Here is a 24,241-nt window from a genome sequence, read left to right on the forward strand (position 1 = left end):
ATTCTTCGTAAAGAGGCTGAATCGCCGTCCACTATTTGGCCGAGTGACAAAAGACGTTGAAGCGTGGCAAGTCGGCGGATATCAGTCTGTACAGCCCACGACCCTACGCGGTCCGGGCAGTTGGGTGTCCACGGAGGTGTTGCCCGCGAACTTTCGTATCTTCTCGGCCAGTTCCTGCGTCGGTTTCTCGTAACCGTAGCAGTACGGGGGCGTCGGAGCCGATTCGGGGCGGTAGTCCTGCAACACTGGCTTCGCATCGCCAAGATACAGGTTGTCTTTCAAGCGCAGAAAGGCCTTGTAGTCGCGGGTATAGCCATAATGGGACTTCAATTTCTCGTAGGCCCCACGATCGGATTCGCCGTTGGCCAGCGCACTGCGTTCGGGCGCGATGGGGATATAGCGGCAGTAATTCACGTCGATGCCGTGCACCGTGGGAAAGAACTTGGGCTCTGCGCACTTGCGCTGGGAATCGTTGTTGAAGATGTTTCCTTCGACCAGGGCTTTGGCCTCCAGGCTGAAGCTCATGCCGTAGAAATCCCAGTTCTCCAATAGGTTGTTGAACAAGTGGAAGGTGCCGAACTGCGCCCGGGGATTGCGCTGCACGGTGTTGAAGAAATAGTTGTGGTGCAGCGTGACGCGCGCGATCGAATCGCGCTCATAGTTGTGAAACAGGTTCTTCGAGGTAATGTTGTTCAGCAGCATGACCTTGTTTGAGTTGTGGAACTTGGTCCACGAGATCGTCACGTCGGTCGAACCGTTCTTCACATTGAGCAGGCGGTCGGACATCCGCGACAGGTCCAGGTGGTGAACCCACACGTCGCGGCTGCCGTTGGCCACATTCACGGCTTGCGTGATCCGGGTCAGACGCCCATCTATCGTCAGATGCGTCAGGATGACGTTCCGGCTTCCATATACGCCCAGCCCGTCATCGATCAAGGCCACCCGCTTGCCGCGTCCGTCTATTGTCGTGTTGGACGGCACGCGCAACTGCGAATCCAGGACGACGGTCATGTCGGAGGCGAAGCGTATCCACGTCGGCCCTTTGCGGGCCTGCTCCAGTGCCGCGCGCAGCGTGCCGGGCCCCGCGTCCTGGTCCGAGGTCACTTCAACGAACTTCCCGCCCAGCCCGCCCGTGGCCTCGGCGCCATAGCCTTCGCGCTGTTGCAGCAGCGCGGCAACGAACGGGCAGTGTTCATCCGGCGCCGCGCAGCGCTCGCCGGCCGCCGCCGAGCCGCCATACAGCGCGGCCAGTACCAGCAGCCAGTTCAACATTTTCTTTCGCGCAAACATCGAAGCCGCCCGCTATTGTTGCGCGGAGCGATCCGCGGACGTCACGTGGCGCCAGATCCCGCCGCTCAGGCGCAGGTTCTCCGGCTCGCTGGCCAAGTGTTCCCGAAGCCGTTCAAAATACGCCTTCTGCCAGCGCTGCGAATGGGCTTGCGCATCCTCGCCCGGATTGGCCGCGGGCAGCATTTCGAGCGTATAGGCCACATGGCCGTTCTCCCAGCGGGGCGCGTAGAAGACCGACGGCACGCCCAAGCGATACGCCAGATGGGACGCGAAGGCCGAGTATGTCACTTCCTGTCCTTCGAAGGTCGTGCGCGGCGCAGCCGGGTTGGCTGCGCCATCGACCGCCAGGCACAGTACATAGCCTGAGTTGATCGCGCGCATGCAGGCCTTGGCGACCTGGGCCTCGGTCTGGTCGGCGGTGGAAATCAGCGCCGCCGAATAGCTGGTCTGGGCAATGCTGGGCGCCGTTGCCAGCCAGCGCGAAGGAATGCCCAATAGTTCCAGGGCCATCAATCCGGCGTACATGGGGCCCACGTGCGCGGTGGCGACCACCACACCGCGCCCGGCCGCCAGCAGCGGCGCAAAGAAGCGCTCGCCGGTATCCAGTTCGCCCAGTAGCTGCATGGCCTCTTCGGCGCGCTCCTCGCGGCATTCGAGCCAGTCGAAGAGCAGATGATCGACCATATGTCCCCAGCGCGCCCGGCGCTCCCAGGTCGCGCGATCGATGGATGTGTCGCCGCGCAGCGACCAGGCCCAGTCCAGGCGCGCCTGCGGAATGGGAGCGGTATCCAGCCTTTCTTCCATGCGGGCCAGGGCTTCCTGGAAGGTGTCTGGAAGCTTCACGCTGCGCGTCGCGATGTATCGCGTGAACAGCGCCTCGGCCTCTTCCTTGCGGCCCGCCTGCGACAGCGCGCCGATGGCGGCCCGCTGCCACAGCGGCTTGTCCGGGGACTTTTCGACCAGTGTCATCAACTGATCCGCCGCAGCCTCATACTGCAGGGTGTAGCGCAGCGCGCGGGCATACAGGACACGCGTCTGCTCCAGTTCCGGCGCCAGCTCGATGGCCCGCGCCAGCGGCGCCACCGATTCCTTGTAGCGGCCGGCGCGCAGCAGCGTTTCCCCATAAAGCGTCAACAACCTCACGTCGTCCGGCGCCGCCTGCAACCCGGCGTCGAAATGCGCCAGCGCGTGCACCTTGCGATCTTCCTCGGTGCCGCGCCGTAGATGTGCACGCCCAAGTACCGAGCGCAGCGCCGCGCCGTCATGGCCCGCGCGCAGCGCGGCGTCGCCAAGCCGGATCGCCGCCCCGCTGCGGCCATCCTCCAATAGCGCTCGGACAGCGGTCGTCGCCACGCGTTCGTTCGGCAACTTGTCCGGATCCAGCGCCGCCGCGATGCCCGCCGCCTCGGCCACATCACCGTTGCGCATGAAAGCCGTCATCCACGAGTATGCTTCGCCCGGCTCGCTTTGAGCGACGGCGAGGGTGTTGCGGGCAAGGTCGGCCGCCTCGGCGCCTCGTCCCGCCTGCACGCGCAACTGAATCCGCGCGGCATGCAAGACCGCGTTGCCAGGCTCGATGCCGGCGGCGGCGTCCGCCTCGGCAATCGCTTTACTCCACTGCTGCGTGCGGCCGTAAAGACTGGCGAGCAGGCGGCGCTCTTCGACGCGCGAGGGATAAACGGCAATGAGCACGCCCAGCGCGGCGATGGCGGGTTCGAAGCGGCCCTCTCGGATGAAGGGTGAAACCAGCAATCGCCGGACATCGCGCCAGCCGTCCTCTGCTTGCCGCAACGCCGGTTCGAGCGCGGCCATATCGCGCTCGGGGTGGGCCGCAGCGCGGATCTGACCGATGATTTCCCGCAAGCGGACGGCGGCGCTCTGCGCGTCGGCGCCGGCCGGGGGCAGGCGGCTTTCGATAGCCGTGTCATCCATGACGCAATCCTCTCAATAAAGCCATCGCCACACGAGCGATGAACATGAGCACAAAGCCCAGCGCCAGCGCCTGCAACAGCAGGACGGTCATGCGCGGGCTGCTTGGCCGGTCCGTGGGCACCGGTTGCGCGATGATGGACAGATAGCGCTGCAAGCGCAAAGCGTCGGTCATTGCCTGTTGGTACGACTGCTGCGCCAGGGTCAGATTTGAATCCGCAAACACCTGGGCATTGCGCAGTGCCTCGTATGATTTGAGCTGCTTGGCTTCCCCATTGTTGTCCCGACTCAAACGATGGCGCACGGACGCGAGCCGCTTTTTTACCGCGGCAACTTGCTGCTCGGCGGGCTTGAGCATGAAGTGCTCTTTGTTGTCCAGGGCCCGGATCTTGTCCAGTCTAAGCTGCGCGGTGCTGAGCTCCCCTTCCAACTGGCTGGACAGATTCAACAGCATCGACACCGTGGCAGTGGGGTCGATGTTTCCATGCTCCGTGCGCCATACCGCCAGCGCGTCCCGGGCCGCGAGCGCCTTCTGCTCAGCCAGCCTGACCGTCTCTTCGCTCACCTTCAGCTTGTCGGCTACGCCCTTCTCGTTCATGGAGCTGACAAATTCCTCGGCCAGGCCGATCAGCGCCCTGGATAGCGTGGCCACGTCTTCGGACGAAAATGCGCTGACCTGCAGCACATCGATCTGCTCCAAGGCGTTAAACGAGACCTGCACCGACCTCTGGTAGGCCCGATACAGGTCGTCCTCGCTGGAATCTTCGGAAAGCCGGTTGAACGGATCCCATCCGGTATTGGTCAGATAGCGGCGCAGGCCAACCTTTTTGTCGAGCTGCTGCATGCTGTCGCGCGACTTCAAGAAGTCGGCGACCGCCCACCCGTCCACGAACCCGCCCAGCATGCCGCCCGAGTTTCCAGTGGTGAGCAGGCTGGCCGCCGCCCCGGCGCCGCCTTGCTGGCCGGACGCCGACTGCACGAAGAATCGCGACTCCGCCTCATAGCGCGGCGCGGCGATGAAACACGCGTAGACCAGGGCGAGCGCCACCGGCGCGAGGACGATAAGCACGTTGACCCAGCGATGGCGGCGGCGCTCGCGCAGCGCCGCCTGCCGCTCGCGGCGACGGCGTTCGATCTCCGACCCGCCGTCAGAACCCGAGCTGGCCTTCGTCGAAGCCGCCTCCGAGGTCGTCGTCGCGTGTGCCGGAGTCGCTGCGTGATCGCCGCGGGGGATATCGTCCGAGGCACTGGTCGAGGTCGTCGTCGATGCGAAGCGTGCTTCGTTCATAGATCAAGCCTTTAAAGCAATAGTCCGCCAACTGATTCTGGCGGTAACTAGAAAAAATGAGTGTCCGGCTCACCAGCCGTTCTTCGAACAGGGCAAGCCAGAGCCGGGTGAAACGGCAGGGCTCGAAGGGAATGCTCCCTTCAATCACGTAGACATCGAACGCCGGCGCCAGCGCCAGCGCGAAGGAAAACTCCTGCCGCGCGTAGAGCGGCCAATGCTCCATGGGCTTGCCCAGGGATCTGGGATCACTGACCAGGTCCGCGACCAGCTCGTGCGTTGCATCGGCGTCAAGTTCGTACATCTCACTGACGAAATCGATTGCGCTCAGGCCGGTCGCCTTGCCCCGGATAAAACCTTGCCGCCCAATAGCCCACGAGACGTTGCCATCGTGCTTGACGAAGCCCTGGCGCGGCGGGCGCAGGCAGCACAGCACGTCCACCAACTGGCGATGCATTTCCGGCGCGGCCGACAGCAAGGCATAGCGCCCGACCGGAATATCGAGATTGGCATTGGCCAGCAGTGCCTGCCTGCTGCCAAACGCATAAGGTTCGTCGGTAACGCCTATGAGTTGAATCATCTTTCTAGGGTCTGTTAACACGGCAAGGAGCCCCGCATGCGCCCCGGTTCACATCGGCTGGACATTGGGACGGGCCAGGCGCTCGGCCATCAGGGCGACCACCATCAGGAACACCAGCGAGGTCAGGAAATAGCCCAGGCTGGCATCGTGCGACTCGTACGCCTGGAAGTAAGCCGAACGCAGCAGTTGCATGCCATGCGCAAAGGGCGACCAGAGCATCCACGGACGCAAATGCTCCGGCAACTGCTCCGATACGAAAAAGACGGCTGCGAAGATTTGCAGGAAGCGTTCGATAATCGGCGCGAGCCGGAGAAAGAAGTGCCAGAAGGTCGCGATCGACCCGAACAGCACCCCCGTCGCAGCGCCGCAACACCCCATCAGCACGACGAAAAGAATGGAGCCGGCCCAGCTTATCGGCAAGGTGATGAGTCCTAGCGCGTGGCCTGCGCTGATCAACACCGCGAACACCACCAGATATACCGACACATAAATAAGCGACTGCACCAGGGCGCACATCAATGGCGTGACGCCCTGGAAGTTCAATAGGCCGCGGGCCGACACGTAGGCCGTGCTGCTCCGGAAGGTGATCTGCCGGAACATGATCCAGGTCGTCGCGCCCAGCAGCGAGAACGTCTGCACATCCATGCCCAGGATGTAATGGGTGCCCATCAGGATATACAGCGACGAAATCAAGGTCAGCAGCACCACGGGGCCGACCAGCGCCCACACCAGCGCGATGCGGCTCTCGCCATGCATCACGCGCAATTGGTAGATGAACATCGCCATCAGCGTGCGCCCGACGGGCCGGATCTTGCCGGCCATGTCCGGTGGGTGCCCCTCGTGCAGGACGCGCAGGCGGTCCCTCAGAATCGCCAGGTCGCTCGCTTCGTCCCGCGCCACCTCGATTTCCAGCGCAATGTCGTTGCGCGACGCATGGCGCCGCGCTTCGCGCGCCTCGTCCTGCCTGCGTCGCTCCGCGCGCCGCGCATGCGCCGCGGCCAGGCGTTCGTCCTCGGCCACCAGCTTGGCAGGCATGTAGCCGGGCGCGAACACCGCGACGCCGGCGCGGATGTCTTGTTCGAGGAGGCGCACGATGATGCGCAGGCGACGCCGGGAAAAATCGGCCAGGTTTTCGTCGACCGCGCTGCGCGCGATCTCCGCCTCCAGCTCCGCCTGCACCGCTTCGTACACCGCCCGCCGGGCCGCCACGGAGTCGTGCGGCTCTCCTTGCAAGCGGGCGAGCAGGGGCCTGAACAGCACGGCCGGCGTGGTCCTGGCTTCGAACAACGCGGCCGGATCCAGCCGCCAGTCGGTGACGCCGGATCCTACCGTGTAATTGCTGTCTTTCCGGCGCGATCGCCAGCCTTTGATCCGATCCTCGTTACTCATTGACACGCTATGGGGCTTGGAGCGAACTTGAGCCTGGATCGCTGCCGATGGCCTTCGTGGCGCTGAAGCCCGCACTCATTGTGACGCGGAACGCAGACAGGATCTTCTGCACCTGCGTGAACGGCGCGTCCGAAATGTAGATCGCCTGGCCTTCCCCCACCGCGAATTCGCGCGCCAGCGCCACCTGTTCCGGACGGGTCAGGTCGAACTGGTAGACCACGGGCAGCATGTCCGGCTTGCCTTCCACGCCGGCTTTCGCGGGCGTGAACAGGAACACGGAACGCGGATCCGCCAGCTTGTCGTCCAGCCCTCTGGCATCGGCCAGTGCATCCAGTACGCTGTAATTGCGCTTGCTGATGGCCACGCGCCCTTGGGTCCCGGCCGCGCCCAGCACAGTCAGGAACTCCTTGGCGTCATAGGCGGTAATGACATCGCCGGACCGCAGCAGGATGTCGTTGTTCTGGTTGCGATAGATGTCGGACAACCTCACCGACGCCACCTGCTTGTCGCGGCGCAGGCTGACGATCATTTGCTCGGGATTCTCTTGTACCGGCGCCGCCTGCGCCAGCGCGCTGCTCAGCCGCTGGGCCGTCTGCGTGATGGGATACATGCCGGGCTTGGTCAGGTTGCCCTGCACCGTCACCATGTGACCGCGCTCGGAGGCGGCACGCGTCACGCTGACGTCGGCGCCGACCACCAGCTTGCTCAGGCGCTTCAGCAGAGAGTCATGCAGCTGCGCAAGAGTCAGGCCTTCGGCCCGGACCTTGCCGATGATGGGCAAGGTGATATGGCCCGAGCGGTCGACTTCATGGTTGCCCAGGTCGCTCGCGCCGGATGGGTCCGCCGCGAACACGCCCAGGCCACCGCGCTCCCAGACCTTTACGTTGATGCCGTCGCCGGGCAGCAAGCGGTCGAATCCCGCTTGCGTCAGGTCGCGGTAGCGCTGGGGAAAATCGGCCACCTCGGGCACTCGGCTCTGTTCTGCTAGTTCACGCGTAACAGGCATCACGATGACGTCCTTGTCATCGTGAGCCGCCGTCATTTCCCTGAGCATGGGGCCGGAGCGCGGGAGTTGGCAACCCGAGAGCACCAGTGCGGCAAGCAGCACCATGGCAAGGGTCGTGTGGCGCCGCGGGTTCAGACCCGGCACGTTCATTTGCATAAGATCCTTTAGGGCCTGTTAACGCTAAAAGGCCCTAGCTTCAGCAACTTAAAAAAAGCAATCGCCAATCACGCTTGCTTCAGGCGCATGGGCGCGAGATCGATGCGATCGTCGTTCTCGGATACGGCAGGCATGCACAGACTCAGAAACTTGGAGAGCATTGCCTCAAGCGAAAACAGCTTCTGCGCCCGCTGGCGGCTATGCGCCTTCAAGTCTTCGCTACTGCGCACCTTATCCACCATGGACGTCACCTTCTCGCACGCCTCGTGCAGATCCGGATGATCGACGTCGCTGAGCAGGTGGCCCGTCTCGTTCTCCACGAAGCACTCTCCCGCGCCGCCGGCTGGCGTCGAGATCACCGGAACCCCAAGCAGCTGAGCCTCGATGAGCACGTTGGGCAAGCCCTCGTAGCGCGACAGCAGCACGCTGGCGTCCATCTGCGAATACCAATAGCCGACATGGTTGGACAAGCCCACCAGCAACAGCCGATCGGTCACGTCCAGCTCTTGCGCTAGCGCCTCGATGTTCTCGCGCAGGCGTCCGTCGCCCACGATGACAAAGCGCGCCTGCGGGCGCTCCTTGAGGTACAGCGCGGCCAGCTTGATCCATAGCTGCGGTCGCTTGTCCGGTTCCAGCCGGAATACGCCGCCGATCGTTTCCGTGGCATCGTCCGTGCTCGCGTGGAAAGCCTTCCACTTTTCCTTGTCGGCGGCCGACGCGTCGGTCGCCAGGTCGGGCACGCCGTTGTACAGGATGTGAAAGCGTGTGAGCGGAATGCCCAGCCAATCCGAGTATGCTTCCGCGGCCTTGCGGCTGTTGCTGACGAAGACCACGCCCGGCACCTGGGCCAGGGCCTGGTACAACTCGGGATACTCTGCGCGGAAGCGATCCTTGCGGATGTTCGGCGGCAAGCCGCGAAACACCAGGTGGATGGTCGGCGCACCCGCCAGCAACGCCGCCAGCGCGCCGAACAGGCAAGTGCCGTCCTGCCACAAGCTCACCACGTCGAACGGGTTGGCCCGCAGCACCGGCGCCAGGCGCGTCACGCCGTAGTGGACGGGCGGGGGCAATTGTTCCAGCAAACGGGCCAGATCCTCTTCAGGAACGGTCTGGTGAGCCACCGAGACGGCCGGCAAGCGGTTGATCTCCGTGACCGGAATCTGCGCCTTGATCAGGACTGGGAGGAAGAAATCGTCCTGTTTCTTGGGCGAACCCGTCGGCTCGGTGTGCTGCTTGACCAGCACTTCTACCTTCTTGGGCCGCATGAGTATGTCGGGAGGCCGCTGGTCGGGAGACTCGGCCATGCGGGTGAGTTCGCCGGCCAGGCGCGTCAATTGCCGTTCGGCGCCGCCGGGGCCCAGGCTGCCGGTGACCAGCGCCACGGAGACTGACTGGTCCGGCGCGGGTTCGGCGATCTTCCGGTCGCGAAAGTGCAGGATCGCATGTTTCATGGACACGATCCGAACGTCCTTGCCCGCCAGTGCCTCTTCGGACTCGAAGCGCTGGTAGAAGGCGTAGTCGCTTGCCAGCCGCTCGGCGAGTTCCGCCGCCTTGCTGCCGGGCGCCAGGTGCTTGGCCACCGGCGCAATCGCGTCGAACGCGTCAATCAGCAGGCCGCGCTTGCGCAGGCGCTTGGCAAACTCGACACGCATGTTTCGATCCGTATATTGCGAGATCAACCGGCGGAACAAGGCATCGGACTGCTCGTACGCACGGATGTCGCTCAGGAGCTTCGCCCGGGCGAACAAGCGGTCGGCGTCATTCTCGGACTCGGGCAGATGGTGATCGACCAGAGACATGGCCTCTTCGACGCGCCGTTCCTTCACGAGGCGCGTGGCGCAATAGCGGACGATCTGCAGATCCTCCGGGCATTCCTGCAGCAGGGTGGCCCATTGCTCGGCCATGCCCTCGTTCAGCCCCGCCGACTCCTGCAATCGAAGCAGAAGGAAGCGAACCTTCGAGTCCTCCAGGTGATCCCCGGCCAGTACCTTCGCCCGAGTCAGGTTCTCCTGTGCAACTTGAACCCGCCCCGACTCCGCAACGATTTCTTCCAATTGCGCTTGAACCTGTTGAAGATCGGACGTGGCGTCCACTCGCTCGGCATTCAGTGGCGGACTCATGCCGCCTTTCTCCGGTTGAGCTTCTCGATCCAAACCATGCAGCGCTCGATGTAATGGCCGAACTGCGCCGGGTTCTCGGAACTTTCCTGCAGCTTTTTCCAGTACCCCAAGGCCTGCTCGAAGCGGTGCAGGCGCATGGCGCCTACGGCGGCCAGGCGCAGGCCGATGGGATCATGAGGCACGAGCTTGACGATGCGCTCGCCCAGGGCCAGGCGCTCGGTCGTGCTCGACGGCTCAAGCGCGCGCGCTTCGGCGTACAGGTAGGCCAGGATGCGCCGCTTCTCGTGGTCGATCTCCGCCATCTCGGGCCACGATTGGGCGACGCGGTCCAGCAAGTTCCAGGCGGCCTGATGGTCCCCCTCAGACAGAATCTGGCGGGCGCCGCGGATCGCACGCGGTCCCAGCCTGCCTAGCTGGCGCTCCGCTTCGTCACGTGCGTTCTGGTCGGCGGAAGAATGGGCGAGCACGTCCTTGTAGGCGTCGATGGCTTCGCCGAACCAGCCGCCGTTGAACGCGGCCCGCGCGAAGTAGAGCTTGGCGCTGAACGGCGCGGAATCGCCGGCCGCCGCGTGCTCCAGATGCAGCATCGCGGTCTTCTTGTCCCCCAGCGCGTCTGCGGCGCGGCCGCGCATGGCGTGCAGTTCGGGGAAGTCCACGTTGGTGTCGATGGCCAGGTTGGTCAGGTCGATCACTTCCTTGTGATTGCCGCCCACCATCGCGGCGCGAACGCCCAGGCGCATCGCGCGTTCAAACGCTCGCTGCGCCCGCGCGCCGGCCAGCGCGTCGGGATTGAGCAGACGGTGCGCGCAGATGCGCTCGGCCGCATCGCGCAGGCGCCCGTCCTCCAGCGCGCGGTTGCCTTCCTCGGCCCAAGTCGAAGACTGTTCCTTCAGCCATGCGCCGATTTCCTCCTGCTCGCTTCTGATCAGGCCGCAAGACACCGCCAGCGTTGCCGCGGCCATGATGCATCCTCGCCACGAGGCTTCCTTGACCAGCTCCAGGATGTCAGCGTCCTCCAGGGAGGGATGCTCCGAGGCGAGGCTACGCAGCGCGTCCCGGTCGCCCGCCAACAGCCGATCACGCCACAGCACCGCGAAGCCGCGGCCATAAGCGGGGAGCGCCGCACGGACTTCATGGACCCAACGGATGGCAGCCACCATGTCGCCGGCCTCTTGCAGCAGCGACAGCACTGTGTCGGCTGCTTCCACCGCCGCCGCGTCCTGCGGCGAAGAGATGCGGAACAACTGCTTCCAGCTGCCCAGGCTTTCGTCTATGTAGCCCAGATGGCCCGCGGACACCGCCGCGATCCGGACGATTTCCGGCGTCTCGATCTCGTCGCCGAGCAGGCCGGCCGCCAACGAGTATGCCTCGTCATGGCGGCCCAGCTTGAACATGTTTCGCATCAAGACGTGCTCGGCCTTGCTGCCCGATGCCAAGACGCCGTCCATGTCGCCCAGCAGCGCCAGCGAGCCCTCGTGATCCCCCAGCTCTTCCTGGATCCGCGCGAGCAGCAGCAGGTGATCGGGCAGCCCAGGGTAGCGGCGAAGCACTTCGCGCACGCGGCAAGAGGCCTCGCGCAGCTCACCGGAATCCCATAGCTTTTCGATACGGTCGGCGCTCTCGTCGGCGGCAAGCTTTGGCACGACAGGTTGCGGGGTGGAGGTGCCCATCCGCGGGCGCATGAAGTTCTTATACCAGTCCGTGTACAGACGCTCGGCGAAGAGCGTGGTGTAGTGCGTCAGGTCGAGCCCGCCGTTCTCCATCGCCTCGGCTTGGCCAAGCTTGTTCATCAGCGGCGTCGGATCGTAGCAAGGCACGCCGATACGCTGGGCGGCTGCGGTAACGGCAGCAATCAGTTGCGCCCTCTGCCCGATCGTCACGTTGTCCGGGGTCGTGGCGTTGACGTGCGTGACGAACACCACCTTTTCCTCGTCCAGCAGTTCGACGAGCTGGCGCATTTCCTGCTCGATCTCCTCGTCCGTCTGATCGCGCTTTACGATGCGGGCAAGCAAGTCACGGTCGTCCGTGTTAAGGCTCTTGAAGACCGGATCCTGGTCCAGCATGGCGCGGCGCTCGGCAAGCGACTTGGCGTCGGCCATGGACCAGAACTGGCGGGTACGCGCCCGATCGGCGAAAAACTCGCTGAAGTAGCGGCCCAGATAGTTGGACTGGATGGGAAAGCCGTCGATGGTCACGAGTTTGCGCGAAGACAGCTCGACCATGTACAGGTCGGCCGGTTCATGCGTGCCGCGCCGAGCCTGTTCGCCATTCGAAGGCCGGAAGATCAGGCGCTGGACGTCGGCGGGAATGTCGGCCTGGCCGAACATGAATCGCGCCTGCTGAAGCGCTTCGGCGGCCGTGTGCACGAAACCGTAGTTGCGGCCTAGTTGCAGCTTGATCGGGTAGCGTCCCAGCGCATCGCGCAGCGGCGTATGGATGCGGCAGGTTCCTATCGGACCGATGGTAAAAACAGTCATTCAGGGTCTCTCCTGTGGTGATGGATAAGGAGCGTGAACTTAGAGGGTCCAGTACAAGAGGTCGGCCGGGAGCCGTTTCGCGTCCAGGACGGACTTCAAGTCGCACACCATGCCGTCGGTCTTGACCAAATGCGGCAGGTCTTCCCAGATGGAGTCCATGGTTTCGCCGTGCGGCACAGCCAGGATCAAGACGTCCATGTGACGGAACTGCTCACGCCCGACGAGCGTGATGCCGTACTCGTGCTCCATCTGGTCCGGATCGACCATCGGGTCGCAAGCGACCGGGGTGATGCCGTATTCGCCCAGTGCGTTGTAGAGATCGACGATCTTCGAATTTCGGATGTCGGGGACGTTCTCCTTGAACGTCATGCCCAGGATGCCAACGCGGGTCGACGCGCTCAGGCGGCCATTGCGCGCCAGCGTCTGCACCAGGCGCGAGGCGACGTGCGAGGCCATGCCGTCGTTGATGCGCCGGCCCGACAGGATGACTTCGGGGTGATAGCCTAGTTCCTGGGCTTTGGACGTCAGATAGTACGGATCCACGCCAATGCAGTGGCCGCCCACCAGGCCCGGCGTGAACTTCAGGAAGTTCCATTTGGTGCCGGCGGCCGCCAGGACCTCCGAAGTGCGGATGCCGACCAGATCGCAGATCTTCGACATCTCGTTCATGAGGGCGATATTGATGTCGCGCTGCGTGTTCTCCAGCACTTTTGCCGCCTCGGCCACCTTGATGGAGGAAGCACGGTGCACGCCCGCCTCAATGATTTGCTCGTAGACACCGGCGATGACTTCCAACGATTCCGCATCCTGCCCGGAGACGATCTTGACGATTTTCTCGAGCGGATGCTCGCGGTCGCCCGGATTGATCCGTTCCGGGCTGTAGCCCAGCTTGAAGTCGATGCCGCAGCGCAGGCCGGATGCCTTTTCAAGCTCCGGGCCGCAGATTTCTTCCGTGGCACCAGGGTGAACGGTCGATTCGAATACCACGATGCAGCCCGGACTCAGCACAGAGCCTATCGACCGGCAAGCCCGGACCAGCAGGGAAAAATCGGGATTGTTCTTGTCATCGACGGGCGTCGGGACGGCCACCACGAAAAAATCGCAGCCCTGAAGTTCCGACAGCTCGTCGGTGAACTGCATGGGCGACGCAAGCAGTACATCGCGCTCGATCTCGCCGGTCCAGTCATCGCCCTCTTTCAGCCGTGCGATCCTCCGCTTGTCCACATCGAAGCCGATGACATCAAAGCGCCTGGAAAGCGCCGCTGCCACGGGCAGGCCGACATATCCAAGGCCACACACTGCGATTCTCTTTACTACTACCACTTGGGACCCTCACTGTTTTCGTCGTGTCGCAGACACTAAAATGATTTCGGCCCGGTACAGAGTCACATCTCTCGGTACCGGGCCGTTGAATCCTAGAGGGTTCGCACAGCAAACTTATTTCGGGAAATTTCCATTGCTGTTGAAATACATCACGACATCAACTGATCCCTAGAAGCGCGATCTATAAAGGTTTACATCCATGACATACATAGCAACATGAAGCCTGGCCATCTGGCTTAGGCTGGCAGCACCGGGGGACAGTGGCGCATGTTCGGCATCTGGAGCCCCGCTTCGCCAGAGGCTTGCCGCAGAGCTCACCGTTGAGTCTCCAGGTGGCTCGAGTTCGTAGACTTTAAGCTGCGGATTGCCATTCTGATAGCATCGAAATGGCATAGTCGATATGCATTAATCGTATGGTTACATCTACTTCCCAGTGTGTGCTTCGGCCATCATGACGCGTACACGTGCCACGCTTCCCGAGGGCAGTCGGATCACGGACTGCATCGATCTGGGCGTGATTGCCAAGGCTTTTCCGCTGCAGCGAGTGCATCGGGTGCTTGTCGCCACGGACAAGGTCAATTTGCGTCAATGCGATCTGCCCGCGCATATGGTCGTCTGCTACGCGATCGCCTTGGCACTCTACATGCAGTCGTCTTACCGTGAGGTCTTGCAATGTCTGCTCGAAGGGTTGCAGTGGCTAAGGGACTCGGCGCTCACGGTGCGAGTGGCGCAGCTCTATTTCAACAATGCAGTAGGGGAGTAAGGCGTCCCACCATGGGTCTCCCAATCCTCATATGGAACGCGTTATCCGGCTGACCGCTCTAGGTAGGGTTGAGTCACTGATCTTCGGATAGATTTCAATCGGCTAAGTTCATAAACATCGCCATAAAAACCAAAATTCCCAAACTTGGAATACTCATCTAAAGAAAAAAAACGGTTGTAGGGCGCATCAAAATTATCTTTACGTGGTTTTACGAGTTCCAAACTGAGTGACGGAAATTCCAAACTCAATGAAAATCGACAGTTAAAAGGCCGCAGGCCAAAAGACCGCCGTTTCGCGAAATCCCCCCGGCAAATGTAACAAACACACCCTCCCCCCTTGAAGAATAAAACTTCGTCCTTATAATTAGCACTCGAAGGGGATGAGTGCTAACAACCGTCCCCCTGCCTTTTTTTGATTAATCCAATATTGAACAGGAGTTCCTCCATGGCACTGCGTCCTTTGCACGATCGCGTGATCGTCAAGCGTCTGGACAACGAGCGCACCACCGCCTCGGGTATCGTCATCCCTGATAGCGCCGCTGAAAAACCCGATCAGGGCGAAGTCGTGGCCGTCGGCCCCGGCAAGAAGACCGAAGACGGCAAAGTACTGCCTGTAGACCTCAAGGTGGGCGACAAGGTTCTGTTCGGCAAGTATGCCGGCCAGGCCGTCAAAGTCGACGGCGAAGAACTGCTCGTCATCCGTGAAGACGAAATCCTGGCCGTGGTCCAGTAATCAGACACCGAATCAATCAAGGAATTAGACAATGGCTGCTAAACAAGTACTGTTCGGCGATGACGCCCGCGTGCGCATCGTCCGTGGCGTAAACATCCTCGCCAACGCTGTTAAAACCACGCTGGGCCCCAAGGGCCGCAACGTCGTGCTCGATCGCTCCTTCGGCGCCCCCACCGTCACCAAGGACGGCGTGTCGGTTGCCAAGGAAATCGAACTGAAGGACAAGTTTGAAAACATCGGCGCCCAGCTGGTCAAGGAAGTCGCCTCCAAGACTTCCGACAACGCCGGCGACGGCACCACCACCGCCACCGTCCTGGCCCAGGCCATCGTCGAAGAAGGCCTGAAGTACGTGGCCGCCGGCATCAACCCCATGGACCTGAAGCGCGGCATCGACAAAGCGGTCGGCGTCGCCGTCGAAGAGTTGAAGAAACTGTCCAAGCCTTGCACCACCAGCAAGGAAATCGCCCAGGTCGGCTCCATCTCCGCCAACAGCGATTCCTCCATCGGTGAAATCATCGCCAACGCCATGGACAAGGTCGGCAAGGAAGGCGTCATCACCGTCGAAGACGGCAAGTCGCTGGACAATGAACTGGACGTCGTCGAAGGCATGCAGTTCGACCGCGGCTACCTGTCGCCCTACTTCATCAACAATCCGGACAAGCAAGTCGCCGTCCTGGACGATCCGTACATCCTGATTTTCGACAAGAAGATCAGCAACATCCGCGACCTGCTGCCCGTGCTGGAGCAAGTCGCCAAGTCCAGCCGCCCCTTGCTGATCGTGGCTGAAGACGTCGAAGGCGAAGCCCTGGCTACCCTGGTGGTCAACAACATCCGCGGCATCCTGAAGACGACCGCCGTCAAGGCCCCCGGCTTCGGCGACCGCCGCAAGGCCATGCTGGAAGACATCGCCATCCTGACCGGCGGCGTGGTCATCTCCGAAGAAACCGGCATGTCGCTCGAAAAAGCCACCCTGGACGACCTGGGCCAGGCCAAGCGCATCGAAGTCGGCAAGGAAAACACCACGATCATCGACGGCGCCGGCGACAGCAAGTCGATCGAAGCGCGCGTCAAGCAGATCCGCGTCCAGATCGAAGAAGCCACTTCCGACTACGACCGTGAAAAGCTGCAAGAGCGCGTGGCCAAGCTGGCCGGCGGTGTTGCCGTGATCCGCGTCGGCGCCGCGACCGAAGTCGAAATGAAGGAAAAGAAAGCACGCGTCGAAGACGCGCTGCACGCCACCCGCGCCGCGGTGGAAGAAGGCATCGTCCCCGGCGGCGGTGTTGCGCTGATCCGCGCCAAGATCGCCGTCCAGGCCGTCAAGGGCGACAACGTCGATCAAGAAGCCGGCATCAAGCTGATCCTGCGCGCGATCGAAGCCCCGCTGCGCACCATCGTCGCCAACGCCGGCGACGAGCCCAGCGTCGTGGTCAACAACGTGGCGAACGGCAAGGGCAACTATGGCTACAACGCCGCCACCGGCGAGTACGGCGACCTGGTCGAACAAGGCGTCCTGGATCCCACCAAGGTGACCCGCACCGCGCTGCAAAACGCGGCATCGGTAGCCAGCCTGCTGCTCACGACCGAAGCCGCCGTGGCTGAAATCGTGGAAGACAAGCCGGCCCCCGCCATGCCCGACATGGGCGGCATGGGTGGCATGGGCGGTTTCTAAACCCCCTCGCCACGGCCGGCGGCGCCTCGCCGCCGGCTCCGCTTGCAAATCCCGGCCTCGTGCCGGGATTTTTTTTCAAGCGACTCCGGCCGCCGCCCGCTGCACGAAGCGCCCCGTCAGGAAGCCGCCGTCGATGACGATGCACTCGCCATTGATGTAATTCGCCTCTGGCGTGAGCAGGAAGGCGACGACGCCGACGATGTCCTCGGGCGTGCCGATGCGGCCCGACGGAATCACGGTGCTGATCTGATCGCGATAGGCGGGAGACACCAAGCCCTCGCGGACCTCCACCAGGCCGGGCGCCACGGCATTGACGCGCACGCCCAGGGGGCCGAATTCCTGCGCCAGCGACTTGGTCAGCATCACCACGCCGGCCTTGGACGCCCCATAATGCGCCACGCCCGCGCGGGCCGAGAATGCGGACGTGGACGCGATGTTCACGATGCTGCCCGGCGCACCCCGCTTGGCCAGTGCCCTGGCGAGCGCCTGGCTGCAGAAGAAAGTGCCCTTGAGGTTGGTGTCCATGACCAGGTCCCAGTCGTCTTCGCCCATTTCCAGCGCGGGCTGGCTGGGATACACGCCCGCATTGTTGATCAGCACGTCGATGCCGCCCATCTCCGCCTCGACGGCGCCGAAGACGCGGGCGATGTCCGCGGCCGAACGCACGTCCAGGCGATAGGCCCGCGCGCTCGCGCCGTCCGGCGCGAGTTCGCGCGCCAGCGACTGGACCGCATCCAAGTCGCAGTCGGTTGCGGCGACGGCGTAGCCGCGCTCGTGCAGCGCCCGCGCGATCGAACGGCCTATGCTTTTTCCGGCGCCCGTCACCAATGCGAGCGGCCTGTCTGTTTGAATCATTGATTTGCTCTCCTGAAATAACGCAGGTCATCCCGACTCCAGCGCGGCGATAGTGTAAGCTCTCACCCGGACCTGCAATCCATAGAACAAGGCAATGAAAGTGCACTCACCTTATAAAAGCAAAGGCGGATTCGGCCGGCTCCTGAACGCCTTGCGCTACTCCGCCAAGGGCTTGGACGCCGCGTTCCGCCACGAGGCCGCCTTCCGCCAGGAGCTGCTGGCGGCCTGCGTGCTGATCCCCGCCGCCTTCTTCGTGGGCCGCGGCGCCGCGGAAACGCTGCTGCTGATCGGCGTGCTGGTTTTCGTGCTGGTCATCGAACTGATCAATTCGGCGATCGAAGCGGTGGCCGACGCGGTGACGCTGGAGCACCACCCCCTGATCGGCCGCGCCAAGGACTTGTGCAGCGCGGCCGTGCTGCTGGCCATCCTGTTCGCCACGGCCGTATGGGCCGTGGTGCTGGGGGCGCGCTTCGGCGCCTGGAGCTGACACCGCCCGCGGCGCTTGCGCCTATAATCCTTGGCTGCACTTCTACTTTGACGCGGCCTTCATGATCTTCACGCAAAAACTCGAATGCGCATGGTCCAGCAGCGGATCGCTGCTCACCGTGGGCCTGGACCCGGACACCAAGCGCTTTCCCGCCGAACTGCAGGGGCGGCCCGACGCCATCTTCGAGTTCTGCCGTTCCATCGTCGACGTCACCGCGCCCTATGCTTGCGCGGTCAAGCCGCAGATCGCGTATTTTTCCGCGCATCGGGCCGAGGACCAGCTGGAGGAGCTTTGCGCCTATATCCTGGCGCATCATCCCGACCTGCCCGTCATCCTGGATGCCAAGCGCGGCGACATCGGTTCGACTGCGGAACAGTACGCCCGCGAAGCCTTCGAGCGCTATCAGGCGGACGCGGTCACGGTGAATCCCTACATGGGCTTCGATTCCCTGCAGCCTTATCTGGAATGGAAGAGCAAGGGCGTGATCGTGCTGTGCCGCACTTCCAACGCGGGCGGGTCGGATTTGCAGTTCCTGGAAGACGCCGAGGGCACGCCGCTGTATCTCAAGGTGGCGAGCCTGGTCGCGGAACGCTGGAACACGAACGGCCAATGCGGGCTGGTGGTGGGCGCGACCTTTCCGGACGAAATCGCGAAGGTCAGGGCGCGCGTGGGGAGCATGCCTTTGCTGATACCCGGCATCGGCGCCCAGGGCGGCGACATATCTGCCACGGTCCGGGCGGGGCGGGATGCCGGGGGCAACGGGATGATGATCAATTCTTCCCGGGCCATTCTGTACGCCGGATCCGGCGACGACTGGCGCGAGGCCGCGGCACTGGCGGCGCGCGCCACGCGGGACGCGATCAACGCCGAGCGGGGCGGCTGACACCGCCGGCACCTGGCGGGCCGGCCCAGGAACGTCGACAGGCCCTATGCGCCGGCCGCCATGAACTCCAAGGCCGTGGCCAGCGCAAACGCCACCGCGGCGTTGCGGACCCGCCCGCGGTCGCCCTCGAACACCCGGGTGACCGCCCGGGTCACGACGCCCTGGGACGTGCGCTGCGCAAAGCCGAAACACACCATTCCCACCGGCTTGCCCGGCGTCCCGCCATCCGGCCCCGCGATGCCCGTCGTCGAAATCGCCATATGGACATCGCGCGCGACGGCCAGCACGCCCGACGCCATCTCCATGGCGGTTTCCTCGCTGACGGCGCCGAAACGCTCCAGCGTTTCCGCATTGACATGCAGATGCTGCATTTTTGCGGCATTGCTGTAAGTGACGAAGCCCCGGTCGAACCAGAAGCTCGACCCCGGCGTATCCGTCATGGCGGCCGCCAGAAGGCCGCCGGTGCAGGACTCCGCGCAGGCGAACATCCAGCCGCGCTCGCGCAAGGCATTGCCAAGTTGCGGAGCAAGAATCAATGCGTCGTGATCAATCATGCAAACACCCCGAATCGGACCAAGATGGCCATGACCAGCAAACTATAGGCCGCGGCCAGAATATCATCCCACATCACACCGAAGCCGTTCTTCAGCCGCGCATCGAAGTAGCGGACCGGCGGCGGCTTGATGATGTCGAACCCCCGGAACACGATGAACGCCGCCGCCTGCGCGGCCAGGCTGGACGGCGTCAGCCAGAGCACCAGCCAGAAGGCGACGACCTCGTCCCAGACCATGCCGCCGTGATCCGGCGTGCCCATCTCCCGCCCCGTCTTTCCGCAAGCCCAGCATCCCAGCGCGAAGGCCGCCAGAATGACCGCTCCGATATAGGGATCGGGCAGCCGCCCCACCGCCGCCGCCCACAACAGCCAGCCCAGCAACGTGCCCCAGGTGCCAGGCGCGGGACGGATGAGCCCGCTGCCCAGGCCGAACGCAACGACACGATGAAGCGCGCCGAACGCCCAGGACGGCGTCACGGCATACCCGCTTTTATTGGCTTGTCTGGTTTGCGGGCTATCGGGCATGAGCGTCAGGAGAAATGATCGAAGCCGCCCTGGGCGGGAAGCGCGACGGCGCGGTCGCCGTGGCGTAAGCGCAGGCCCGGCGCGGCAAGGATGCGCCCGACCCGCGACACCCGCTGCGCCATATGGCCGGCCAGATCGAGAATCCGTGCGCGCTCGGCGGGCGCCGCCGTAAAGCACAGCTGATAGACATCGCCGCCCGCCAGCACGGCATCGCGGATGAGCTCGTCCGCCAGGCCGGCTTCGGCCAGGGCTTCATCGACGGGCAGTTCGGCGTAGTCGAGTTCCGCGCCGCAGGCGCTTGCCTTCAGTATGTGGCCCAGATCCTGGACCAGCCCGTCCGATATGTCCAGGGCCGCGTGGGCGATTCCGGCCAGCGCCGCGGCGAACGCCAGCGGCGGCTCCGGCCATTCCAGCCGGCGCCGCGTTCCGGCCAGCAGCCGCTCGTCGGGCGGCAGGCGGCCTTGCAGCAAGCGCAAGGCGACGTCGGGCGCGCCCAGCGTGCCGGTCAGCCAGATGTCGTCGCCCGCTCGAGCGGCCGAGCGGCGCAGCGCGTCGCCGGGCGGGACTTCGCCCATGACCGTGACGCTGATCGCAATGCCGCCTTCGCTGCGCGTCGTGTCGCCGCCCACGAGCGGGCAGCCGGCGCGCTGGGCCAGCGCATGGAAGCCGCCGGCAAAGGCTTCGAGCCAGGCATGGTCGACCGACGGCACGGAAAGCCCGAGCAGGCATGCCAGCGGCCGCGCGCCCATTGCGGCCAGGTCGGACAGATTGACGGCGAGCGCCTTGTGCCCGAGCGCGCGGGGATCCATGTCGGGGAAGAAATGCCGCCCCTGGATGAGCAGATCGGTGCTGGTGGCGAGCCGGTGGCCGGGGGTCAGGGGGATGAGGGCGCAGTCATCGCCCACGCCGAGATAGCCCGGCGGGGCGGGCCGATCGAAATAGCGGGCGATGAGGTCGAATTCCGTACTCAACGGGCCCTACCGGCGCGCGGCGGCCTGCGCTTCGACGGGCCGGACGTCGGCGGCCATTTTGTCGAGGACCCCGTTCACGAACTTGAAGCCGTCCGTGCCGCCAAAGGACTTGGCCAATTCGACGGCCTCGTTGATGGCGACCTTGTAGGGGACTTCGATGTGGTGGACGAGTTCGTAGCTGCCGATGAGCAGAATGCCGTGCTCGATGGGCGAGAGTTCTTCGAGCGGCCGGTCGATGTAGGGCGTGAAGCGCTCGCGCAGCGCGGGCGCTTCGCGCAGCACGCCGTGCAGCAGCGTCTTGAACCAGGCGGCATCGGCTTCCTGGAAGTCTTCGCTGTCCCGGATGTGGGCATCGATTTCGCCGGCGTCCTGCAGGCCGGCGTCGCCGCGCAGCAGCCACGCATAGACGCCCTGCAGGGCGAACTCGCGCGCGCGCCGGCGCGCGCTGCGGGCGTTGGGGCGGGCAGGCCCGCCCGCGGCCTTCGTTTTGCTCGTGGTCAAAGTATCATTCCTCGTCTTCGTCATCCTCGTCGTCGTCCTCGTCGTAGTCGTCGTCATCGGCATCGGACTCCGGCTCGAGAGCGGCCACGAGGTTGGCCATTTCGACCGCGGCGCGGGCGCAGTCGCGGCCCTTGTCGGCCGCGCGCACCTGCGCCTGCTCTTCGGTGTCGGTCGTCAGGACGCCGTTGGAGACGGGGATGCCGGTTTCGAGGGCGACGCGGCTGATGGCCGACGCGCTTTCGTTGCTGACGACCTCGAAATGGTAGGTTTCGCCGCGGATCACGGCGCCCAGGGCGATCAGGGCGTCGAACTCGAAGGTTTCCGCCATTTGCGCCAGGGTGACGCCCAATTCCAGCGCGCCCGGCACGGTCGCGACCATGACGTCGCGCTCGTCCACGCCCAGCTCGGCCAGTTCGGCCAGGCAGGCGTCGAGTTCGGCCAGGCCGATTTCCTCATTGAAGCGCGCGCGCACAATACCTATATGCAGACCTTCCCCGTTGAGATCGGGAGACAAAGTATATGGATTCATAGTCGGTAGTTCCTGTCAGGGGTGGGAGAGAGGTTCGCTATCGTAACCTGTTATGGTCAAGGAAAAACCGGCCATGCTCGGCATTTTTCGCGGCCGGGCCAGCAAACGGGCTTTTCCGACGTTCAGGTCGCGCATGATTTGCGCGCCTATGCCGTAGGTGCGAAGACCGTAGCGGCTTTCGCGGTCGCTGAGTTTCCCGCCGGCCGCGGGTTCGCGGTTCCAGGCCTCGAACTGGCTGGCGAGCAGTTCTTCGGAGCCCTGGCAGTTGAGCATGATCATCACGCCCGAAGGCGCGGCCGAGATGGCCCGCAGCGCGCTGGGCACGCTCCAGCTGTGGGTGGTGCCGCCGTCGACGAGCACGTCGAGCAGGCTGGTCGGTTCGTGCACGCGCACCAGGGTTTCGACGTCGGGCGTGATGGCGCCGTGCGTGAGGGCGAGATGCATGGCTCCGGACGCCAGGTCGCGGTAGGCGACCGCCTTGAATTCGCCCCAGGCGGTCTTGACGTCGCGGGCGGCCAGGCGTTCGACCATGGATTCGTGCTCGCTGCGATACTGGATGAGATCGGCGATGGTGCCGATCTTCAGGCCGTGTTCGCGGGCGAAGAGCTTGAGGTCGGGCAGGCGCGCCATGGTGCCGTCCGGCTTGAGGACTTCGCAGATGACGGCGGCCGGCGTCAGGCCGGCCAATGCGGTCAGGTCGCAGCCCGCTTCGGTATGGCCCGCGCGCACCAGCACGCCGCCGCGCACGGCCTGCACCGGGAAGATGTGCCCGGGCTGGACCAGGTCGGACGGCTTGGCGTCGCGCGCGACCGCCACCTGGATGGTGCGGGCGCGGTCGGCCGCCGAAATGCCGGTTTCGACGCCTTCGGCGGCTTCGATGGACATGGTGAAATTCGTGCCGAAGCGCGTGCCGTTGCGGCTCGCCATGAGCGGCAGTTCGAGCTGCCGGCAGCGCTCTTCGGTGAGGGTGAGGCAGACCAGCCCGCGTGCGTGCGTCACCATGAAGTTGATGGCCTCGGGCGTGACGTATTCGGCCGCCATGACCAGATCGCCTTCGTTTTCGCGGTCTTCTTCGTCGACCAGAATGACCAGCCGGCCGGCGCGGAGCTCGGCGACGATTTCAGGAATCGGCGAGATGTCGAAGGACTGCGCCGCGTCCGGATCCATATCGGAAATATTGCTCATGACTATAGATTAAAGGCCCGCAGGCTCATCGGTAAGGTGAATCCCATTTTAACCCTTGAACAGGCGATGAATGCGCATTGTTGCCCAGAACGGGAATCTCCGCCTGAGGCGGCGACGGGCCGCACGGAAGCCTCATCCCCATGCCAAGCCCTGGTAATATCGCCGCTGGAACAACCTCCCGCTCGAACCATGCTCGAACCCCCCGCCCCTCCCAAACCCAACGACGGCCGCCGCAGCATCCAGTCGGTCGAAACCGGCTTTCCGCTGCTTGCCGCGCTGGTCGACGCGGGCGTGCCGCTGACCTTGCGGGACCTCGCAGCCCGGGCCGGCATGACGTCCGCCAAAGCGCATCCGTATCTCGTCAGCTTCTCGCGCGTCGGCCTGGTGCAGCAGGACCCCGCGACCAGCCAGTACGAACTGGGGCCCTTCGCCCTGCAAATGGGCCTGGTCAGCCTGCAGCGCCTGGATCCCATCCGCATCGCCCTGCCGCACGTCCAGGCGCTGGCGAACCAGATCGGCCATACGCTCGCCATCGCCGTGCTCGGCTCGCACGGGCCGACCATGGTCCACATTTCAGAGGCCAGCTACCCCGTCCATGTGAACATGCGCACGGGCACGGTCATGTCCATGCTGCACACCGCCACCGGCCACGTGTTCGCGGCCTGGCTGCCGCCCAAGGTCGCCCAGCACTACATCGAGCGGGAAATCGGCGACAAGGCGGTGGTCACCAGCATCAGCGCCCTGCAGCCCAGTCCCGCCGCCCTGAGCGCCCTGCTCGAAGACATCCGCAAGACCGGCATGGCGCGGGCGCTGGGCAACCCGCTGCCGGGCATCGACGCCCTGTCCGTGCCGGTGTTCAACCATTCGGGCAACATCGTCCTGGCGCTCACCAGCCTGGGCCCCAGCCCGCTGTTCGACGCCGGCATCACCGGGCCGACGGCCCAGGCCCTGAAAGCGTGCGCGGCGGAAATCTCGCGCCAGCTGGGCTATCGGCCGGCGCGCGAATGACTGGCGCAGTCGGTGCCAAGTATGC

22 protein-coding genes are annotated in these 24,241 nt (G+C 64.2%); 6 read left to right on the plus strand and 16 right to left on the minus strand.

Annotation, left to right across the window (positions count from 1 at the left end):
* Positions 1 to 81: 81 nt before the first annotated feature.
* The 9 genes from H0A72_RS15310 to H0A72_RS15350 form a co-directional block, all read right to left on the minus strand.
* Complete coding sequence (locus H0A72_RS15310) at positions 82 to 1,290, minus strand: pectate lyase family protein (RefSeq protein ID WP_180156874.1); 1,209 nt, start codon at positions 1,288 to 1,290, stop codon at positions 82 to 84.
* A 12-nt stretch (positions 1,291 to 1,302) separates the two neighbouring features.
* A complete protein-coding gene (locus H0A72_RS15315) occupies positions 1,303 to 3,222 on the minus strand; it encodes a tetratricopeptide repeat protein (RefSeq protein WP_180156876.1) in 1,920 nt (639 codons plus the stop codon).
* The gene (locus tag H0A72_RS15320; protein WP_180157221.1) at positions 3,215 to 4,267 is read right to left on the minus strand and encodes a sugar ABC transporter; all 1,053 of its coding nucleotides are present in this window, start codon (positions 4,265 to 4,267) and stop codon (positions 3,215 to 3,217) included. The genes H0A72_RS15315 and H0A72_RS15320 overlap by 8 nt, the downstream gene beginning before the upstream one ends.
* A 100-nt stretch (positions 4,268 to 4,367) precedes the next feature.
* Positions 4,368 to 5,084, minus strand: coding sequence for a P-loop NTPase family protein (locus H0A72_RS15325; protein WP_180156878.1), 717 nt, complete (start codon positions 5,082 to 5,084; stop codon positions 4,368 to 4,370).
* A gap of 48 nt (positions 5,085 to 5,132) precedes the next feature.
* Entirely contained in the window at positions 5,133 to 6,473 is a 1,341-nt protein-coding gene (locus H0A72_RS15330; RefSeq protein WP_180156880.1) for an ABC transporter permease, read from the minus strand.
* A 7-nt stretch (positions 6,474 to 6,480) separates the two neighbouring features.
* Positions 6,481 to 7,635: a polysaccharide biosynthesis/export family protein gene (locus tag H0A72_RS15335; RefSeq protein ID WP_180156882.1), complete on the minus strand. Its 1,155-nt coding sequence runs from the start codon at positions 7,633 to 7,635 to the stop codon at positions 6,481 to 6,483.
* 68 nt (positions 7,636 to 7,703) lie between these two features.
* The gene (locus H0A72_RS15340; protein WP_180156884.1) at positions 7,704 to 9,755 is read right to left on the minus strand and encodes a glycosyltransferase; all 2,052 of its coding nucleotides are present in this window, start codon (positions 9,753 to 9,755) and stop codon (positions 7,704 to 7,706) included.
* Positions 9,752 to 12,232, minus strand: a complete 2,481-nt coding sequence (locus H0A72_RS15345) for a hypothetical protein (RefSeq protein WP_180156886.1) — start codon at positions 12,230 to 12,232, stop codon at positions 9,752 to 9,754. Before H0A72_RS15345 ends, H0A72_RS15340 begins: the two co-directional genes overlap by 4 nt.
* Before the next feature lie 39 nt (positions 12,233 to 12,271).
* Positions 12,272 to 13,531, minus strand: a complete 1,260-nt coding sequence (locus tag H0A72_RS15350; protein WP_180156888.1) for a nucleotide sugar dehydrogenase — start codon at positions 13,529 to 13,531, stop codon at positions 12,272 to 12,274.
* A gap of 475 nt (positions 13,532 to 14,006) precedes the next feature.
* Between H0A72_RS15350 and H0A72_RS15355 the strand changes: the two genes are divergently transcribed.
* The 3 genes from H0A72_RS15355 to groL all read left to right on the plus strand — a co-directional run bounded on the left by H0A72_RS15355 (position 14,007) and on the right by groL (position 16,719).
* Entirely contained in the window at positions 14,007 to 14,318 is a 312-nt protein-coding gene (locus tag H0A72_RS15355) for a transposase domain-containing protein (RefSeq protein WP_180156890.1), read from the plus strand.
* A gap of 444 nt (positions 14,319 to 14,762) precedes the next feature.
* A complete protein-coding gene (locus H0A72_RS15360; RefSeq protein WP_180156891.1) occupies positions 14,763 to 15,050 on the plus strand; it encodes a co-chaperone GroES in 288 nt (95 codons plus the stop codon).
* 31 nt (positions 15,051 to 15,081) lie between these two features.
* On the plus strand, positions 15,082 to 16,719 hold the full coding sequence (groL, locus tag H0A72_RS15365) for a chaperonin GroEL (protein ID WP_180156893.1): 1,638 nt from the start codon (positions 15,082 to 15,084) through the stop codon (positions 16,717 to 16,719).
* Between the two features lie 75 nt (positions 16,720 to 16,794).
* Here groL and H0A72_RS15370 read toward each other — a convergent pair whose 3' ends face one another.
* Positions 16,795 to 17,574, minus strand: coding sequence for an SDR family NAD(P)-dependent oxidoreductase (locus H0A72_RS15370; RefSeq protein ID WP_180156895.1), 780 nt, complete (start codon positions 17,572 to 17,574; stop codon positions 16,795 to 16,797).
* A 94-nt stretch (positions 17,575 to 17,668) separates the two neighbouring features.
* On the opposite strand from H0A72_RS15370, the gene H0A72_RS15375 reads away from it, so the two are divergent.
* Both H0A72_RS15375 and pyrF read left to right on the plus strand, forming a co-directional pair.
* Complete coding sequence (locus tag H0A72_RS15375; protein WP_180156897.1) at positions 17,669 to 18,061, plus strand: diacylglycerol kinase; 393 nt, start codon at positions 17,669 to 17,671, stop codon at positions 18,059 to 18,061.
* A gap of 61 nt (positions 18,062 to 18,122) precedes the next feature.
* A complete protein-coding gene (gene pyrF / locus H0A72_RS15380; RefSeq protein WP_180156899.1) occupies positions 18,123 to 18,944 on the plus strand; it encodes an orotidine-5'-phosphate decarboxylase in 822 nt (273 codons plus the stop codon).
* 44 nt (positions 18,945 to 18,988) lie between these two features.
* Here the strand turns inward: pyrF and H0A72_RS15385 are convergent, their stop codons facing one another.
* The 6 genes from H0A72_RS15385 to ribBA are packed head-to-tail and all read right to left on the minus strand — an operon-like array spanning position 18,989 to position 23,208.
* Positions 18,989 to 19,498, minus strand: a complete 510-nt coding sequence (locus H0A72_RS15385; RefSeq protein ID WP_180156901.1) for a CinA family protein — start codon at positions 19,496 to 19,498, stop codon at positions 18,989 to 18,991.
* On the minus strand, positions 19,495 to 20,022 hold the full coding sequence (locus H0A72_RS15390; RefSeq protein ID WP_180156903.1) for a phosphatidylglycerophosphatase A family protein: 528 nt from the start codon (positions 20,020 to 20,022) through the stop codon (positions 19,495 to 19,497). The genes H0A72_RS15385 and H0A72_RS15390 overlap by 4 nt, the downstream gene beginning before the upstream one ends.
* A 5-nt stretch (positions 20,023 to 20,027) precedes the next feature.
* Positions 20,028 to 20,993: a thiamine-phosphate kinase gene (thiL, locus tag H0A72_RS15395; protein WP_180156905.1), complete on the minus strand. Its 966-nt coding sequence runs from the start codon at positions 20,991 to 20,993 to the stop codon at positions 20,028 to 20,030.
* A 6-nt stretch (positions 20,994 to 20,999) separates the two neighbouring features.
* Positions 21,000 to 21,518: a transcription antitermination factor NusB gene (gene nusB, locus H0A72_RS15400; protein WP_180156907.1), complete on the minus strand. Its 519-nt coding sequence runs from the start codon at positions 21,516 to 21,518 to the stop codon at positions 21,000 to 21,002.
* The gene (gene ribH, locus H0A72_RS15405; RefSeq protein WP_180156909.1) at positions 21,499 to 22,023 is read right to left on the minus strand and encodes a 6,7-dimethyl-8-ribityllumazine synthase; all 525 of its coding nucleotides are present in this window, start codon (positions 22,021 to 22,023) and stop codon (positions 21,499 to 21,501) included. Before ribH ends, nusB begins: the two co-directional genes overlap by 20 nt.
* Before the next feature lie 15 nt (positions 22,024 to 22,038).
* Entirely contained in the window at positions 22,039 to 23,208 is a 1,170-nt protein-coding gene (gene ribBA, locus H0A72_RS15410) for a bifunctional 3,4-dihydroxy-2-butanone-4-phosphate synthase/GTP cyclohydrolase II (RefSeq protein ID WP_180156911.1), read from the minus strand.
* Positions 23,209 to 23,397: 189 nt separating this feature from the next.
* Between ribBA and H0A72_RS15415 the strand changes: the two genes are divergently transcribed.
* Positions 23,398 to 24,216 carry an IclR family transcriptional regulator gene (locus H0A72_RS15415; RefSeq protein ID WP_180156913.1) on the plus strand — a complete coding sequence of 273 codons (819 nt, stop codon included), beginning with the start codon at positions 23,398 to 23,400 and terminating at the stop codon, positions 24,214 to 24,216.
* Positions 24,217 to 24,241: the final 25 nt, after the last annotated feature.

It is taken from the genome of Parapusillimonas granuli (genome assembly GCF_013416525.1).
Classification (GTDB): domain Bacteria; phylum Pseudomonadota; class Gammaproteobacteria; order Burkholderiales; family Burkholderiaceae_B; genus Parapusillimonas; species Parapusillimonas granuli.

What these genes read in the sequence shown, in the direction of transcription:
- H0A72_RS15310 (WP_180156874.1), bottom strand. Translation starts at nt 1,290, where the DNA reads ATGTTTGCGCGAAAGAAAATGTTGAACTGGCTGCTGGTACTGGCCGCG.
- H0A72_RS15315 (WP_180156876.1), bottom strand. Translation starts at nt 3,222, where the DNA reads ATGGATGACACGGCTATCGAAAGCCGCCTGCCCCCGGCCGGCGCCGAC.
- H0A72_RS15325 (WP_180156878.1), bottom strand. Translation starts at nt 5,084, where the DNA reads ATGATTCAACTCATAGGCGTTACCGACGAACCTTATGCGTTTGGCAGC.
- H0A72_RS15330 (WP_180156880.1), bottom strand. Translation starts at nt 6,473, where the DNA reads ATGAGTAACGAGGATCGGATCAAAGGCTGGCGATCGCGCCGGAAAGAC.
- H0A72_RS15335 (WP_180156882.1), bottom strand. Translation starts at nt 7,635, where the DNA reads ATGCAAATGAACGTGCCGGGTCTGAACCCGCGGCGCCACACGACCCTT.
- H0A72_RS15340 (WP_180156884.1), bottom strand. Translation starts at nt 9,755, where the DNA reads ATGAGTCCGCCACTGAATGCCGAGCGAGTGGACGCCACGTCCGATCTT.
- H0A72_RS15345 (WP_180156886.1), bottom strand. Translation starts at nt 12,232, where the DNA reads ATGACTGTTTTTACCATCGGTCCGATAGGAACCTGCCGCATCCATACG.
- H0A72_RS15355 (WP_180156890.1), top strand. Translation starts at nt 14,007, where the DNA reads ATGACGCGTACACGTGCCACGCTTCCCGAGGGCAGTCGGATCACGGAC.
- H0A72_RS15360 (WP_180156891.1), top strand. Translation starts at nt 14,763, where the DNA reads ATGGCACTGCGTCCTTTGCACGATCGCGTGATCGTCAAGCGTCTGGAC.
- groL (WP_180156893.1), top strand. Translation starts at nt 15,082, where the DNA reads ATGGCTGCTAAACAAGTACTGTTCGGCGATGACGCCCGCGTGCGCATC.
- H0A72_RS15370 (WP_180156895.1), bottom strand. Translation starts at nt 17,574, where the DNA reads ATGATTCAAACAGACAGGCCGCTCGCATTGGTGACGGGCGCCGGAAAA.
- H0A72_RS15375 (WP_180156897.1), top strand. Translation starts at nt 17,669, where the DNA reads ATGAAAGTGCACTCACCTTATAAAAGCAAAGGCGGATTCGGCCGGCTC.
- pyrF (WP_180156899.1), top strand. Translation starts at nt 18,123, where the DNA reads ATGATCTTCACGCAAAAACTCGAATGCGCATGGTCCAGCAGCGGATCG.
- H0A72_RS15385 (WP_180156901.1), bottom strand. Translation starts at nt 19,498, where the DNA reads ATGATTGATCACGACGCATTGATTCTTGCTCCGCAACTTGGCAATGCC.
- H0A72_RS15390 (WP_180156903.1), bottom strand. Translation starts at nt 20,022, where the DNA reads ATGCCCGATAGCCCGCAAACCAGACAAGCCAATAAAAGCGGGTATGCC.
- nusB (WP_180156907.1), bottom strand. Translation starts at nt 21,518, where the DNA reads ATGACGAAGACGAGGAATGATACTTTGACCACGAGCAAAACGAAGGCC.
- ribH (WP_180156909.1), bottom strand. Translation starts at nt 22,023, where the DNA reads ATGAATCCATATACTTTGTCTCCCGATCTCAACGGGGAAGGTCTGCAT.
- ribBA (WP_180156911.1), bottom strand. Translation starts at nt 23,208, where the DNA reads ATGAGCAATATTTCCGATATGGATCCGGACGCGGCGCAGTCCTTCGAC.
- H0A72_RS15415 (WP_180156913.1), top strand. Translation starts at nt 23,398, where the DNA reads ATGCTCGAACCCCCCGCCCCTCCCAAACCCAACGACGGCCGCCGCAGC.